This is a genomic window from Pseudomonas sp. NPDC089422 (genome assembly GCF_044749405.1).
Classification (GTDB): domain Bacteria; phylum Pseudomonadota; class Gammaproteobacteria; order Pseudomonadales; family Pseudomonadaceae; genus Aquipseudomonas.
Genome location: NZ_JBIVHW010000008.1, coordinates 1 through 14,119, shown reverse-complemented (window position 1 = coordinate 14,119; position 14,119 = coordinate 1). Strand labels below are relative to the sequence as shown.

The window sequence follows — 14,119 nt, the reverse complement described above, 5'->3', positions numbered from 1 at the left end:
TCGGTGCCAAGGTGCGCAAAGGGTGGCCGGGCCACCCCCGTGTCGAGCAACGTTCGGCACCAGCCGGTTGCCCAGCCTGCCGTTGTCGCGACGACGCGTCCTGTTTGCTGCGGTGCCTACCAGGCCCCGGTGGCTTCGAATGGGTATCCGAATCAACCAGGCGGGCCTCGTGCACTCAGTCAGGAGGAGGAATCAACCGTCAGCCGTGGACGCCCGAGGGCATCTGTTCAGGACCTTATCCGCTCGCCGGCCATTCAGTGGGCCGGTGGCCGGACGCGGTGCTACACGGTCCGAGGGCTGTGCATCTCCACCCTGCACGTATCCCTGATAATTCGGGTGCTGCCGCGCGCTGAATCCGCAACGGGTTGCATTTTTCGCCAGCTTCGAATGGGAAGCTGACGCCATTACATATCCAAGGCAGGTATTTCCGAAGCATTCGCCTGGCGTTGCGTGGAAGCGACGGGGCGGGCAGAGGTGCAGCGAAAAGAATCGGGAAGCAGGTGAAAAACCACACTTGTCGTTTTTTTTCGGTCTTCTCTACACAGCGCTGGTGGCGATTCCAGGCAATTCGGTAAACTGGCGAAAACCCCGTAGGACGGCCTCGCGTCCTGGAGAACTGCTTAGGTCAGGAACCGGCCCAGGGCCTGGTTTCACTGGCCTGCCGCTTTTGGCGGCGTTCGCGACTATAGCATTGATGATTAAGTGCTTCAATTCCATAAATAATTGTTATGATTCCCGCCATGACGACCAATACCCCTCCGACTTCCGGCGTTCAGCTGATCGAAGTCGCGCCGGAACTTGCCGGCCAACGCATCGACAATTTCCTTATCACGGCGCTCAAGGGTGTGCCCAAGACCCTGGTCTACCGCATCCTGCGCAAGGGTGAGGTGCGGGTCAACAAGGGGCGGGTCAAGCCCGAATACAAGATCCAGGCCGGCGATATCGTGCGCGTGCCGCCTGTCCGGTTGCCTGAGCGTGACGAGCCGGCGCCGGTGGCCCAGGGGCTGCTGCAGCGGCTGGAGGCCGCCATCGTCTACGAAGACAAGGCACTGATCGTGATGAACAAGCCGGCCGGCATCGCCGTGCATGGTGGCAGCGGCCTGAGCTTCGGCGTGATCGAAGCGCTGCGCCAGCTGCGCCCGGACGCCAAGGAACTGGAGCTGGTGCACCGCCTGGACCGCGACACCTCGGGCCTGCTGATGATCGCCAAGAAGCGCAGCATGCTGCGCCACCTGCATGCCGCCCTGCGTGGCGATGGCGTGGACAAGCGTTACATGGCACTGGTGCGCGGCCACTGGCCGACCTCGAAGAAGCAGGTCAACGCGCCGCTGCTCAAGAGCAACCTGCGCTCCGGCGAGCGCATGGTCGAAGTCAACGACGAGGGCAAGGAGGCGCTGACCCTGTTCCGCGTGCTGCGCCGTTTCGGCGAATTCGCCACCATCGTCGAGGCGCGCCCGATCACCGGTCGTACCCACCAGATTCGCGTGCATACCCTGCATGCCGGGCACATGATCGCCGGTGACAGCAAGTATGGCGACGAGGACTTCAGTCGCGAGATCCGCGAGCTGGGCGGCAAGCGCCTGTTCCTGCATGCCTACGCGTTGACCGTGCCGCTGCCGGATGGTGGCGAACTGAAACTCGAAGCGCCTGTGGATGACGTCTGGGCAAAGACCGTGGAGCGTTTGAGTGCGTCGTGATCTGTCGGGCAAGCCTTATGAGTTGCTGATCTTCGACTGGGACGGCACCCTGGCCGACTCCATCGGCCGGATCGTCGAGGCGATGAATGCCGCTGCCGAGCGTGCCGGCGAGGCGCCAAGCGCTGAAGATGCCGTCAAGGGCATCATCGGCCTGGCGCTGGGGGAAGCCATCTCGACGCTGTATCCGCACCTTGATCCGCTGCAGGTCGAAGCCTTCCGTCAGCACTATGCCGACATCTATATGGCACTCGATCAGCAGCCTTCGCCGCTGTTCGAGGGTGTGGTCGAATCGCTGGATGCCTTCCGTGCCGAGGGTTATCGCCTGGCGGTAGCGACCGGTAAGGCGCGCCGTGGGCTGGATCGCGTGCTCAAGGCCAATGGCTGGGAGCAGTTCTTCGACATCACCCGTGCTGCCGATGAAACTCGTGGCAAGCCGCACCCACTGATGCTCGAGGAAATCCTCGGGCACTGCGGCGTCGAGCCCGGGCGGGCGCTGATGGTCGGCGACTCGGCATTCGACCTGCAGATGGCCAGCAACGCCGGCATGCATTCGGTGGCGGTGGGTTATGGTGCCATGTCGCTGCAGGCCCTGGCCGAGTTTGGGCCGCAGGTGTGCATTGATCACTTTTCCCAGCTGCGCGAGTGGCTGGCAGGTTCCAGGCAAGTTCAATTCCAAGGTAGGTGAGCATGGCTGACGAGTGGAAAGCGCCGGTTAACGAAACCGAAGAGGAGCGCCTCGCTCGCGAAGCGCGTGAAGCGCAGAACGAGGAGGCTCGTGTCGAGCAGAAGAGCTGGAAGCTGCTGGAAAAGACCCTGCTGGCCGGGGTTCAGGAGCAGCGTCGGTCCCGGCGCTGGGGGATCTTTTTCAAGCTGCTGACCTTCGTCTACCTGTTCGGCATCCTCGCCCTGTTCCTGCCGTTCATGGATGTGGACAAGGCCGCGTCGCGCAGCGGCAATCACACGGCCCTGGTTGAGGTGCGTGGCGTGATTGCCGATCAGGAGGCCGCCAGCGCCGACAATATCGTCAAGAGCCTGCGCGATGCGTTCAAGGACCCCAAGACCAAGGCGGTGGTCCTGCGCATCAACAGCCCGGGCGGCAGCCCGGTGCAGGCGGGCTATGTATATGACGAGATCCGTCGTCTGCGTGGCGAGCACCCGGATATCAAGCTGTATGCGGTGATCGCTGATCTGGGGGCTTCCGGTGCCTACTACATCGCCAGTGCGGCGGATGAGATCTATGCCGACAAGGCCAGTCTGGTCGGTTCCATTGGCGTGACGGCGGCCGGCTACGGCTTTGTGGGCTCGATGGAAAAACTGGGTGTCGAGCGGCGCACTTACACCGCTGGCGAGCATAAGGCATTCCTTGATCCGTTCTCGCCTGAGAAGCCTGATGAGCGAGTGTTCTGGCAGGGTGTGCTGGATACCACGCACCAGCAGTTCATCGCCATGGTCAAGCAGGGGCGGGGGGATCGCCTGAAGGACAAGGAGCATCCGGAGTTGTTCAGTGGCCTGGTCTGGTCGGGTGAGCAGGCCAAGGCGCTGGGGCTGGTGGATGGCCTGGGCAGTGCCAGCTATGTGGCGCGTGAGATCGTCGGTGAGAAGGATCTGGTTGATTACACCGTGCAGGAATCGCCGTTCGATCGCTTCTCCAAGCGCATTGGCGCCAGCGTGGCCGAGCATCTGGCCATGTGGATGGGCTTCCAGGGGCCTCAGCTGCGCTGAGTTCGGCGCGCCTTTTTGCGGCGCCCGATCTCACGGGCGCCAAAGCTCTCAAGCCAGGCTAAGGAATCACCACGCCTTCCCGAGACAGCATATCCACCAGCCGAATCAGCGGCAGCCCGATCAGGCTGGTCGCATCGCACCCGTGTGTGCTCTGAAACAAACTCACCCCCAATCCCTCGGCCTTGAAGCTCCCTGCGCAATCCAGCGGCTGCTCCGCCGTCACATAGCGCTCCACGCGCTCCCGATCCAGTTCACGCATCGTCACCGTAAACGGCACGCAGTCGACCTGGCAGTGCCCGCTCGCGGTATTGAGCAGTGCCAGCCCGGTCAGGAAGGTCACCTGCTGGCCGCTGGCCTCGAGCAGCTGCTCGCAGGCGCGCTCGAAGGTGTGTGGCTTGCCGAGGATCTGCTCGCCCAGCACCGCGACCTGGTCGGAGCCGATGATCAGGTGCTGCGGGTGGCTGCCTGCAAGGGCCTCGGCTTTCTGCCTGGCCAGGCGCCGTACCAGTTCCACGGCAGGCTCGTCAGCCAGGCGCTGCTCGTCTAGGTCGGGGCTTGCCCAGGTGAAGGGCAGGCGCAGGCGCGCGAGCAGTTCGCGCCGATAGGCAGAGCTGGAAGCCAGCAACAGAGGCAGCATGATAGACTCCTGGTCAGTTGAACCTGATTCTAACATGCGAGATGCCGCCGAATTTCCTTTGACAGGGGCGGGGGGCATCCCTAGAATGCTGCGCCTATGTTGAATGACCCGATTCCACCTCACGTTGACCCGCGCAAATTAGCCGACCGAGGCGTATCCATCACTGGTACGCTGCAACTCGCTGATTTGGAAAGACTCTGCGACCCGCTTTCCGACGATGTCGGTACGGTGCAGGCGAAGTTCGATTTTGAACGAGATGAACAGCACGTGGTGGTTATCCACAGCGAGCTGGACGTCGAAGTCAAAATGGTTTGCCAGCGTTGTCTTGAGCTGGTCACCCTGCCGATCCACAGCGAATGTACTTACGCCGTGGTGAAGGAGGGTGCGAATACCCAGTCGTTGCCGAAAGGCTATGACGTGCTGGAACTGGGCGAAGATCCATTGGATCTGCAGGCCTTGGTCGAGGAGGAGCTGCTGCTCGCCTTGCCTATCGTGCCTGCTCATCATCCGGAAGAATGCCAGCAGCCGGCGGGCGCAGACGAGCCCGAATCGAGCAAGGACGAGGTATCGCGGTCCAACCCGTTCAGTGTTTTGGCGCAGTTAAAGCGTGACCCAAACGTTTAGGAGTTAATCAATTATGGCTGTTCAGCAGAACAAAAAATCCCGCTCTGCCCGTGACATGCGCCGTTCGCACGACGCCCTGTCGGAAAACGCGCTGTCGGTAGAGAAAACCACCGGTGAAGTACACCTGCGCCACCACGTTTCGCCAGAAGGCGTATACCGTGGTCGCAAAGTGGTCGACAAGGGCGCTGACGAGTAATCCTTGTCCGCTCAGATCATCGCGATCGACGCAATGGGCGGGGACTTCGGTCCCCGCAGCATTGTCCAGGCTAGCATTGCCTGCCTTTCGGCTACCCCCTCGCTGCACCTGACCCTCGTCGGTCAACCCTCCCTCCTTGAAGATCTTGTCAGCGGCCTTGCGGCTGCGGATCGCGCGCGCCTGCAGATTGTCGCCGCCAGTGAGGTGATCGGTATGGACGAGCGGCCATCCCAGGCGTTGCGTGGCAAGCCGGACTCGTCGATGCGCATCGCCCTTGAACTGGTGCGTGATGGCAAGGCCCAGGCCTGCGTGAGTGCCGGCAATACCGGGGCGCTGATGGCGTTGTCGCGTTTCGTGCTCAAGACCCTGCCAGGTATCGATCGGCCAGCCATGGTGGCGGCGATCCCGACCCAGGCGGGTTACTGCCAGCTGCTCGACCTCGGTGCCAACGTCGACTGCAGTGCCGAGAACCTCTACCAGTTTGCCGTCATGGGCTCCGTGGCTGCCCAGGCCCTGGGTATTCACCGGCCGCGCGTGGCGCTGCTGAACATCGGTACCGAGGACATCAAGGGCAACCAGCAGGTCAAGCTGGCGGCCACGTTGCTGCAGAACGCCCGCGGCCTCAACTATGTCGGCTTCGTCGAAGGTGATGGCCTGTACCGCGGTGAGGCGGACGTGGTGGTGTGCGATGGGTTTGTCGGCAACATCCTGCTCAAGTCCAGCGAAGGCCTGGCGACCATGATCGGCGCGCGTATCGAAAAGCTGTTCAAGGGCGGCGCGTTGTCGCGGTTGGCCGGGGCGGTGGCGATGCCGCTGCTCAAGCGCCTGCAGGCCGACCTGGCGCCGGCGCGGCACAATGGCGCGAGCTTCCTCGGCTTGCAGGGCATCGTCATCAAGAGCCACGGCTCGGCAGGGGTGCAGGGCTTCCAGAGCGCGATCCAGCGGGCGCTGATCGAGATTCAGGAAAACCTCCCGCAGCGGCTGCACGGCCGTCTCGAAGATTTGTTGCCTTAGGCATTTCGCCGATGAAGTGCTTAAATGTGACCGCTTGGTCTGCGTTTCCATCCAAGTTTTCATATTCTGCGTCTAGCCTTGGGCTCGGCGCACCCTATTCGACGACAAGATCATAAGGGCTTGTTCAATGTCTGCATCCCTCGCATTCGTCTTCCCCGGTCAAGGTTCCCAGTCGCTGGGCATGCTCGCCGAACTCGGCGCTGAAAAGCCGGTGATCATCGAGACCTTCAAGGAGGCTTCCGAGGCTCTGGGCTATGACCTGTGGAAGCTGGTCCAGGAAGGTCCGGAAGAACAACTCAACCAGACCGACAAGACCCAGCCGGCAATCCTCACCGCCTCCATCGCCTTGTGGCGCCTGTGGCTGGAAGAGGGTGGCGCGCAGCCAGCCTTCGTTTCCGGTCATAGCCTGGGTGAATACAGCGCCCTGGTCGCTGCCGGCGCCCTGTCGCTGAAAGATGCCGTGCGCCTGGTCGAGCGCCGTGGCCAGCTGATGCAGGAAGCTGTGCCTGCCGGTCACGGTGCCATGGCTGCAATCCTCGGCCTGGATGACGCCGTCGTGGTGGAAATCTGCGCCGAAGCGGCAGAAGACGAAGTGGTCAGCGCCGTGAACTTCAACTCGCCAGGCCAGGTGGTCATCGCCGGTAACAAGGCCGCGGTCGACCGCGCCATGGAGCTGTGCAAGGCCAAGGGCGCCAAGCGTGCCTTGCCGCTGGCAGTCAGCGTGCCGTCGCACTGCGCCCTGATGAAGCCGGCTGCCGAGCGCTTTGCCGAGTTCGTCAACGCCGTCGAATGGAAGGCCCCGCAGATCCCGGTGGTGCAGAACGTCACCGCCGCCGTCGCCGCCGACCTCGATGCCCTGAAACAGGACCTGCTGGCACAGCTGTACCAGCCGGTGCGCTGGGTTGAATGCGTGCAGACCCTGGCCGCCAACGGTGCGGTCAACCTGGTCGAGTGCGGCCCGGGCAAGGTCCTGGCTGGCCTGAACAAGCGTTGCGCCGACGGCGTGACCACCTACAACCTCAATACCCCTGACGCTGTCGCCGCCACCCGCGCGGCGCTGGCCTGATTTGGAGAAGCTTGCATGAGTCTGCAAGGTAAAGTTGCACTGGTCACCGGCGCCAGCCGTGGTATCGGCCAGGCCATCGCCCTCGAGCTGGGCCGCCAGGGCGCGACCGTGATCGGTACCGCCACTTCGGCTTCCGGCGCCGAGCGCATCGCTGCCACCCTGAAAGAACACGGCATCACCGGCACCGGCATGGAGCTGAACGTCACCAGCGCCGAGTCCGTGGAAGCAGTGCTGGGCGCCATTGGCGAGCAGTTCGGCGCCCCCGCCATTCTGGTCAACAACGCCGGCATCACCCGCGACAACCTCATGCTGCGCATGAAGGACGACGAGTGGTTCGACGTGATCGACACCAACCTGAACAGCCTCTACCGTCTGTCCAAGGGCGTGCTGCGTGGCATGACCAAGGCGCGCTGGGGTCGTATCATCAGCATCGGTTCGGTCGTCGGTGCCATGGGCAACGCCGGCCAGGCCAACTACGCCGCGGCCAAGGCTGGCCTCGAAGGCTTCAGCCGCGCCCTGGCGCGTGAAGTGGGTTCGCGTGGCATCACCGTCAACTCGGTGACCCCGGGCTTCATTGACACCGACATGACCCGCGAGCTGCCAGAAGCGCAGCGCGAAGCCCTGCAGACCCAGATTCCGCTGGGCCGTCTGGGCCAGGCTGACGAAATCGCCAAGGTGGTTTCGTTCCTGGCGTCGGACGGCGCTGGCTACGTTACCGGCGCAACCGTGCCGGTCAACGGCGGGATGTACATGTAAAACTGCAACGCAATGTGACGGATTGCTTCAAAAAAGAGTCATACTGCGAGCCTAAAATCCGTTATAAAGCTGCAACCAGATTCCAGGGAGCGGGTGCGGTGGCTTAAGGGAAGGTGCGTTCCGCTTGAAAAGCGAACGTCTTTCTATAAACTTGGTCACCGGCCAGCTGCCTGACATATGTCCATTAGGAGTGAAAACTAGGTATGAGCACCATCGAAGAACGCGTCAAGAAAATCGTCGCCGAGCAACTGGGCGTCAAGGAAGAGGAAGTGACTGTCGAGAAGTCCTTCGTCGATGACCTGGGTGCCGATTCGCTTGACACCGTTGAGCTGGTGATGGCTCTGGAAGAGGAATTCGAGACCGAAATCCCTGACGAAGAAGCCGAGAAGATCACTACCGTTCAAGCTGCAATCGACTACGTCAAAAACCACCAGGCCTAAGACGTTGTAGTCGACGCTTCTTGTCGAGAAGAACCGCACTGCCTTTGCCGGCGTGCGGTTTTTTCTTTGCGAGCCTTCAGCGTCGCTTCACTCGCGCCGAGAGCTTGTTGCCATTTCATTCCATTGCTTGAATGCAATGGCAAGAAACTCTGTGATTAGAAAAGGAGAGTACTGTGTCGCGTAGACGCGTCGTGGTCACCGGTATGGGCATGCTGTCGCCACTGGGTACCGATGTACCGAGCACTTGGCAGGGCATTCTGGCTGGCCGCAGTGGCATTGGTCCGATCGAACACACGGATCTGTCTGCCTACTCCACCCGTTTTGGCGGCTCGGTGAAAGGCTTCGAGGTTGAGCAGTACCTGTCGGCCAAAGAGGCCCGCAAGCTTGACCTGTTCATCCAGTACGGCCTGGCGGCCGGTTTCCAGGCGGTGCGTAATGCCGGCCTGGAAGTCACCGACGCCAACCGTGAGCGCATTGGCGTGGCCATGGGCTCGGGTATCGGCGGCCTGACCAACATCGAAGAAACCAGCCGCACCTTGCACGAGCAAGGTCCGCGCCGTATTTCGCCGTTCTTCGTACCGGGTTCGATCATCAACATGATCTCTGGTTTCCTGTCGATCCACCTGGGTCTGCAGGGGCCGAACTACGCCATCGCCACCGCCTGCACCACCGGCACCCACTGCATCGGCATGGCCGCGCGCAACATCGCCTACGGCGAAGCTGACGTGATGATTGCCGGTGGCGCCGAGATGGCCGCTTGCGGCCTGGGCATGGGCGGCTTCGGTGCGTCCCGTGCGCTGTCGACCCGCAACGATGAGCCAACCCGTGCCAGCCGACCGTGGGACAAGGGCCGTGATGGCTTCGTGCTGTCCGACGGTGCCGGTGCGCTGGTGCTCGAAGAGCTCGAACACGCCAAGGCCCGTGGTGCGACCATCTATGCCGAACTGGTCGGTTTCGGCATGAGCGGTGATGCCTACCACATGACGTCGCCACCCGACAGCGGTGAAGGTGCAGCCCGGTGCATGGCCAATGCCCTGCGCGATGCTGGCATCCAGCCGGAAGAGGTCAGCTACATCAATGCCCACGGTACCTCGACCCCGGCCGGTGACATCGCCGAAGTTGCGGCGATCAAGCGCGTGTTCGGCGAGCATGCGTACAAGCTGGCGGTCAGCTCGACCAAGTCGATGACGGGCCACCTGCTTGGCGCTGCCGGTGCGGTAGAGGCGATCTTCAGCGTGCTGGCGATCAACAGCCAGATGGCGCCGCCGACCATCAACCTCGACGAGCCGGACGAAGGCTGCGACCTCGACTTCGTGCCGCACGAAGCGCGCAGCATGCCGATCGACGTGGTGCTGTCCAACTCGTTCGGCTTTGGCGGCACCAACGGTTCGCTGGTATTCCGCCGGTTCGCCGGTTGATGCACAGCTGGATCGACGGCCAGCCCGCGACTGCGATCAACTTGCAGAACCGCGGCCTGGCCTACGGCGATGGCCTGTTCGAGACCATCGCCGTGCGCGGTGGCCGGCCCAGTCTGCTGGACGGCCATCTGGCCCGCCTGGCACTGGGGTGCCGGCGCCTGGCCATCGACGCCGACCTGGCGCTGGTGCGTGATGAAATCCTGCGCTTCGCCAGCCAGCTGGGTGACGGTGTCGCCAAGCTGGTCCTCACCCGTGGCGACAGCCAGCGTGGCTACGCGCCGGTTGCCGGCGTTGCGCCGCGCCGTATCCTTCAGGGCAGCCCGCTGCCCAGCTATCCTGTCGAACATGCCGAGCACGGCGTGCGGCTGTTCCCCTGCCAGACCCGGCTTGGGGAGCAACCGTTACTGGCCGGTCTCAAACACCTCAATCGCCTGGAGCAGGTGCTGGCCCGTGCCGAATGGCAGGACAGCGAACATGCCGAAGGCCTGATGCGTGACGGGCAGGGCAGGGTGATCGAAGGCGTATACAGCAATCTGTTCCTGGTGCGCGATGGCGTGCTGTTCACGGCCGACCTCAGCCGTTGCGGCGTTGCTGGCGTGATGCGCGGTGCCCTGCTGGAGCAGGCGCAGCGGCTGGGCATATCGGTACAGGTACGAGATATCACCTTCGACGAACTGCAACAGGCGGATGAAGTGTTCGTCTGCAACAGTGTCTACGGTGTCTGGCCCGTGCGTGGAATTGCTGCGCTGAACTGGTCGCCGGGCCCGCTCACCCGTAAACTGCAGGCCGTTGCCCGTACGTTACTGGATACCTGAATTCGTGAGACGCAAATTCCTGCTGCTGCTGGAAATGGGCTTGATCCTCGCCGGCCTGGCCCTGGGCTGGTCGGCCTGGAAGATCAACTCGGTGCTGGAGCAGCCCCTGCATGTGGCCGAAGAGCGCCTGCTCGACGTGCCCAGTGGCACCAACCCCAACCGCATGTTCTATCGCATGCAGGCCGAAGGCTTGCTCGATGATGCCGTCTGGCTGCGCCTGTACTGGCGCTTCAACATGGCCGGCACGCAGTTGCATACCGGCGAGTATCGCCTCACCCCCGGCATGACCGTGGAAGAACTGTTCGACGTCTGGCGCCGTGGCGATGTGGTGCAGTACAACCTGACCCTGGTCGAAGGCTGGACCTTCCGCCAGGTGCGTTCGGCGGTGGCCAAGCATGAAAAGCTCAAGCACACCCTGGATGGCCTTTCCGACGCTGAAGTGATGGACAAGCTCGGTCACACCGGCGTGTTCCCTGAGGGTCGCTTCTTCCCCGACACCTACCGCTTCGTGCGTGGCATGAGTGACGTCGAGCTGCTGCAGCAGGCGTACATGCGCCTGGATGAAGTGTTGGCCAAGGAGTGGGCCGAGCGCACCACCGACCTGCCTTACCGTGATCCCTATCAGGCCTTGATCATGGCCTCGCTGGTGGAGAAGGAAACCGGCATCCCCCAGGAGCGCGGGCAGATCGCCGGCGTCTTCGTCCGCCGCCTGCGCCTGGGCATGATGCTGCAGACCGACCCAACGGTGATCTACGGCATGGGTGAGCGCTACAACGGCAAGATTTCCCGCGCCGACCTGCGCGAACCGACACCTTACAACACCTACACCATGACCGGCCTGCCACCGACACCGATCGCCATGGTCGGGCGCGAGGCGATCCATGCCGCGCTCAACCCGTCCGATGGCACCAGCTTGTACTTCGTCGCCCGTGGCGATGGCAGCCACGTGTTCTCCGATGACCTGGACGATCACAACTCGGCGGTGCGCGAGTTTCAGCTCAAGCGTCGTGCGGATTACCGGTCCAGCCCGGCGCCACAAAGTGCACCTGCGGACGCAGCCGAGCCGGCTGAGCAGGATCCTGCCAGCGAGGCCGAGCCGGCCGACGCGGCAACGCCTGACGAACAACATTAAGGACTGCCTGTGAGCGGCTTGTTTATTACCCTTGAAGGCCCCGAAGGCGCGGGCAAGAGCACCAACCGTGATTACCTGGCTGCGCGCCTGCGCGAGCAGGGCCTGGACGTGGTGCTGACCCGAGAGCCTGGCGGTACGCCGCTGGCCGAAAAGGTCCGCGAGCTGTTGCTGGCGCCGAGCGACGAAGTGATGGCCGCAGACACCGAGCTGCTGCTGGTATTCGCTGCCCGTGCCCAGCACTTGGCGGAGGTGATTCGCCCGGCGCTGGCCCGTGGTGCGGTGGTTCTTTGTGATCGCTTCACCGATGCCACCTACGCCTACCAGGGCGGTGGCCGCGGCCTGTCGGTGGAGCGTATTGCTGCACTGGAGCAATTCGTCCAGGGGGATCTGCGCCCGGACCTGACCCTGGTCTTCGACCTGCCGGTGGAAGTCGGCCTGGCCCGTGCCGCCGCGCGCGGTCGCCTGGACCGTTTCGAGCAGGAAGGCCAGGCCTTCTTCGAAGCTGTGCGCCAAGCCTATCTGCGACGCGCCCATGGCGCGCCGCAACGTTACAGCCTGCTTGACGCCGCCCAGCCACTGGAGGCCGTGCAGCGTGCCATCGATGCGCTGCTGCCCGATATCGTAGGGCGTAGCCGTGGCTGAGGCCTACCCCTGGCAGCAGGCGCTCTGGCAACAACTGGCCGGGCGTGCCCGGCACGCCCATGCCTACCTGCTGCACGGGCCGCAGGGGATCGGCAAGCGCGCCCTGGCCGAGCGGCTGATGGCGCGCCTGCTGTGCCAGCATCCGCAGGGGCTGGATGCCTGCGGGCAGTGCAAGTCGTGCCTGCTGCTCAAGGCCGGCAGCCACCCGGACAACTTCGTGCTGGAGCCGGAGGAGGCTGACAAGCCGATCAAGGTCGACCAGGTGCGCGAGCTGGTATCGTTCGTGGTGCAGACGGCGCAGCTGGGCGGGCGTAAAGTGGTGTTGATCGAGCCGGTCGAGGCGATGAACGTCAATGCCTCCAACGCCTTGCTCAAAAGCCTGGAAGAGCCTTCGGGCGATACCGTGCTGCTGCTGGTCAGTCACCAGCCCAGCCGTCTGTTGCCGACGATCAAGAGCCGCTGCCAGCAAGTTGTCTGCCCGCAGCCAAGCCTGGCGCAGAGCCAGGCCTGGCTGGCCAATGCATTGACTGACAGCGACGAGGCCGAGCGCGAGGAGCTGCTGACCCTGGCCGCCGGTTCACCGCTGATGGCTGTCAGCCTGCAAGCGCAAGGTGTGCGAGAGCAACGGGCCTTGGTGACCGACGGGGTCAAGAAACTGCTCAAGCAGCAGCAATCCCCCAGCCAGCTGGCCGAGGCCTGGAGCAGTGTGCCGTTGTTGCTGCTGTTCGACTGGTTCTGCGACTGGTCGCACCTGATCCTGCGTTACCAGTTGACCCAGGATGAAGAGGGATTGGGTTTGGCCGACATGCGCAAGGTGGTGCAGTACCTGGCGCAGAAGGCCCGCCAGGGCAAGGTGCTGGAGGTCCAGGCGTGGATCCTCGAGCAGCGCCAGAAGGTGCTCGGCAAAGCTAACCTCAACCGTGTATTGCTGCTGGAGGCGCTGCTGGCCCACTGGGTGCAGCTGCCGGGTTCCCGCTGATTTTCCATCTTTTCATGTGTGCCGCCTCCCATGCTCGTAGATTCCCATTGCCATCTCGACCGTCTTGACCTGAGCGCCCATCAGGGCTCCCTCGATGCTGCCCTGCAGGCGGCGCGCGAACGCGGGGTCGGGCATTTCCTGTGCATAGGCGTCAGCGCCGAAAATGCCGGGGCGGTGAAGGCGCTGAGCGAGCAGTACGCCGATGTCGACTGCTCGGTGGGTGTGCACCCGCTGGACCTGGCGCCGGGCGAGACGCCGGCGCTGGAATGGCTGCTGCGCGAGCTGGCCCACCCGCATGTGGTGGCGATTGGCGAAACCGGGCTGGACTACCACTACGAACCGGAAGCCGCCGATTTGCAGCAGGCATCGTTCCGCCTGCACCTGGAGGCGTCGCGCCAGACTGGTAAACCGGTGATCGTGCATACCCGCGCGGCGCGGGCCGATACCCTGGCGCTGCTGGGTGAAGCGAACCTGCCTCAGGCGGGGGTGTTGCACTGCTTCACCGAAGACTGGGACATGGCCAAGGCGGCGCTGGACCTGGGGTACTACATTTCGCTGTCGGGCATTGTCACCTTCCGCAATGCCGATGCCCTGCGCGACGTGGCGCGGCAGGTGCCGATCGACCGCCTTCTGGTGGAGACCGATTCGCCGTACCTGGCGCCGATCCCGCATCGTGGCAAGCCTAACTTGCCGCAGTATGTACGGGAGGTGGCGGAGTATGTGGCATCGTTGCGTGGGGTCAGCTACGAGCAACTGGCCGAGCAGACCACGTCCAACTTCAAGCGCCTGTTCCCGTTGGCGCGAGTGGCCTGAATCCAGGCCAGCTGCTTTTGCTCTGTTTTTGCTCTGTTTTTGCTCTGCTTTTGCTTCTAAGCGCGCGGTAGTCCAGGCGACGCAGAGTGCGACTTCAGGAGGCCGAACGCAGGCGTCTGGAGGGCCAGGGTGCGTAGCACCCCTTCGGCGTAGCCGAAGGCGCGAGAT

Annotated in this window: 16 protein-coding genes; 15 read left to right on the top strand and 1 reads right to left on the bottom strand. The window is 63.3% G+C overall.

Annotation, left to right across the window (positions count from 1 at the left end):
* Positions 1 to 740: 740 nt before the first annotated feature.
* The 3 genes from rluC to ACIPZ8_RS16300 are packed head-to-tail and all read left to right on the top strand — an operon-like array spanning position 741 to position 3,419.
* Entirely contained in the window at positions 741 to 1,697 is a 957-nt protein-coding gene (gene rluC / locus ACIPZ8_RS16310) for a 23S rRNA pseudouridine(955/2504/2580) synthase RluC (RefSeq protein WP_400725073.1), read from the top strand.
* Entirely contained in the window at positions 1,687 to 2,382 is a 696-nt protein-coding gene (locus tag ACIPZ8_RS16305; RefSeq protein ID WP_400725070.1) for an HAD family hydrolase, read from the top strand. The genes rluC and ACIPZ8_RS16305 overlap by 11 nt, the downstream gene beginning before the upstream one ends.
* Positions 2,383 to 2,384: 2 nt before the next feature.
* Positions 2,385 to 3,419 (top strand): S49 family peptidase, encoded by a 1,035-nt coding sequence (locus tag ACIPZ8_RS16300; RefSeq protein WP_400725068.1) that lies wholly within the window; start codon positions 2,385 to 2,387, stop codon positions 3,417 to 3,419.
* Positions 3,420 to 3,477: 58 nt separating this feature from the next.
* Here ACIPZ8_RS16300 and ACIPZ8_RS16295 read toward each other — a convergent pair whose 3' ends face one another.
* Entirely contained in the window at positions 3,478 to 4,056 is a 579-nt protein-coding gene (locus ACIPZ8_RS16295; protein ID WP_400725065.1) for a Maf family protein, read from the bottom strand.
* 96 nt (positions 4,057 to 4,152) lie between these two features.
* On the opposite strand from ACIPZ8_RS16295, the gene ACIPZ8_RS16290 reads away from it, so the two are divergent.
* From ACIPZ8_RS16290 to ACIPZ8_RS16235, 12 genes are all read left to right on the top strand, one after another.
* A complete protein-coding gene (locus ACIPZ8_RS16290; RefSeq protein ID WP_027919446.1) occupies positions 4,153 to 4,680 on the top strand; it encodes a YceD family protein in 528 nt (175 codons plus the stop codon).
* A 13-nt stretch (positions 4,681 to 4,693) separates the two neighbouring features.
* Positions 4,694 to 4,876 carry a 50S ribosomal protein L32 gene (gene rpmF, locus ACIPZ8_RS16285; protein WP_003247154.1) on the top strand — a complete coding sequence of 61 codons (183 nt, stop codon included), beginning with the start codon at positions 4,694 to 4,696 and terminating at the stop codon, positions 4,874 to 4,876.
* Between the two features lie 3 nt (positions 4,877 to 4,879).
* Positions 4,880 to 5,890, top strand: a complete 1,011-nt coding sequence (plsX, locus tag ACIPZ8_RS16280; RefSeq protein WP_400725062.1) for a phosphate acyltransferase PlsX — start codon at positions 4,880 to 4,882, stop codon at positions 5,888 to 5,890.
* 127 nt (positions 5,891 to 6,017) lie between these two features.
* Positions 6,018 to 6,956: an ACP S-malonyltransferase gene (fabD, locus tag ACIPZ8_RS16275; protein WP_400725060.1), complete on the top strand. Its 939-nt coding sequence runs from the start codon at positions 6,018 to 6,020 to the stop codon at positions 6,954 to 6,956.
* A 15-nt stretch (positions 6,957 to 6,971) separates the two neighbouring features.
* Positions 6,972 to 7,712, top strand: a complete 741-nt coding sequence (gene fabG / locus ACIPZ8_RS16270; RefSeq protein ID WP_103449709.1) for a 3-oxoacyl-ACP reductase FabG — start codon at positions 6,972 to 6,974, stop codon at positions 7,710 to 7,712.
* A 203-nt stretch (positions 7,713 to 7,915) separates the two neighbouring features.
* Positions 7,916 to 8,152, top strand: coding sequence for an acyl carrier protein (acpP, locus tag ACIPZ8_RS16265; RefSeq protein ID WP_060513099.1), 237 nt, complete (start codon positions 7,916 to 7,918; stop codon positions 8,150 to 8,152).
* A 173-nt stretch (positions 8,153 to 8,325) separates the two neighbouring features.
* Positions 8,326 to 9,570 carry a beta-ketoacyl-ACP synthase II gene (fabF, locus tag ACIPZ8_RS16260; protein WP_400725058.1) on the top strand — a complete coding sequence of 415 codons (1,245 nt, stop codon included), beginning with the start codon at positions 8,326 to 8,328 and terminating at the stop codon, positions 9,568 to 9,570.
* Positions 9,570 to 10,385 carry an aminodeoxychorismate lyase gene (gene pabC / locus ACIPZ8_RS16255; RefSeq protein ID WP_400725056.1) on the top strand — a complete coding sequence of 272 codons (816 nt, stop codon included), beginning with the start codon at positions 9,570 to 9,572 and terminating at the stop codon, positions 10,383 to 10,385. Before fabF ends, pabC begins: the two co-directional genes overlap by 1 nt.
* A 4-nt stretch (positions 10,386 to 10,389) precedes the next feature.
* Complete coding sequence (gene mltG, locus ACIPZ8_RS16250) at positions 10,390 to 11,517, top strand: endolytic transglycosylase MltG (RefSeq protein WP_400725054.1); 1,128 nt, start codon at positions 10,390 to 10,392, stop codon at positions 11,515 to 11,517.
* 9 nt (positions 11,518 to 11,526) lie between these two features.
* On the top strand, positions 11,527 to 12,159 hold the full coding sequence (tmk, locus tag ACIPZ8_RS16245) for a dTMP kinase (RefSeq protein WP_400725053.1): 633 nt from the start codon (positions 11,527 to 11,529) through the stop codon (positions 12,157 to 12,159).
* Positions 12,152 to 13,138: a DNA polymerase III subunit delta' gene (locus tag ACIPZ8_RS16240; RefSeq protein ID WP_400725050.1), complete on the top strand. Its 987-nt coding sequence runs from the start codon at positions 12,152 to 12,154 to the stop codon at positions 13,136 to 13,138. Before tmk ends, ACIPZ8_RS16240 begins: the two co-directional genes overlap by 8 nt.
* 30 nt (positions 13,139 to 13,168) lie before the next feature.
* Complete coding sequence (locus tag ACIPZ8_RS16235; RefSeq protein WP_400725047.1) at positions 13,169 to 13,951, top strand: TatD family hydrolase; 783 nt, start codon at positions 13,169 to 13,171, stop codon at positions 13,949 to 13,951.
* Positions 13,952 to 14,119: the final 168 nt, after the last annotated feature.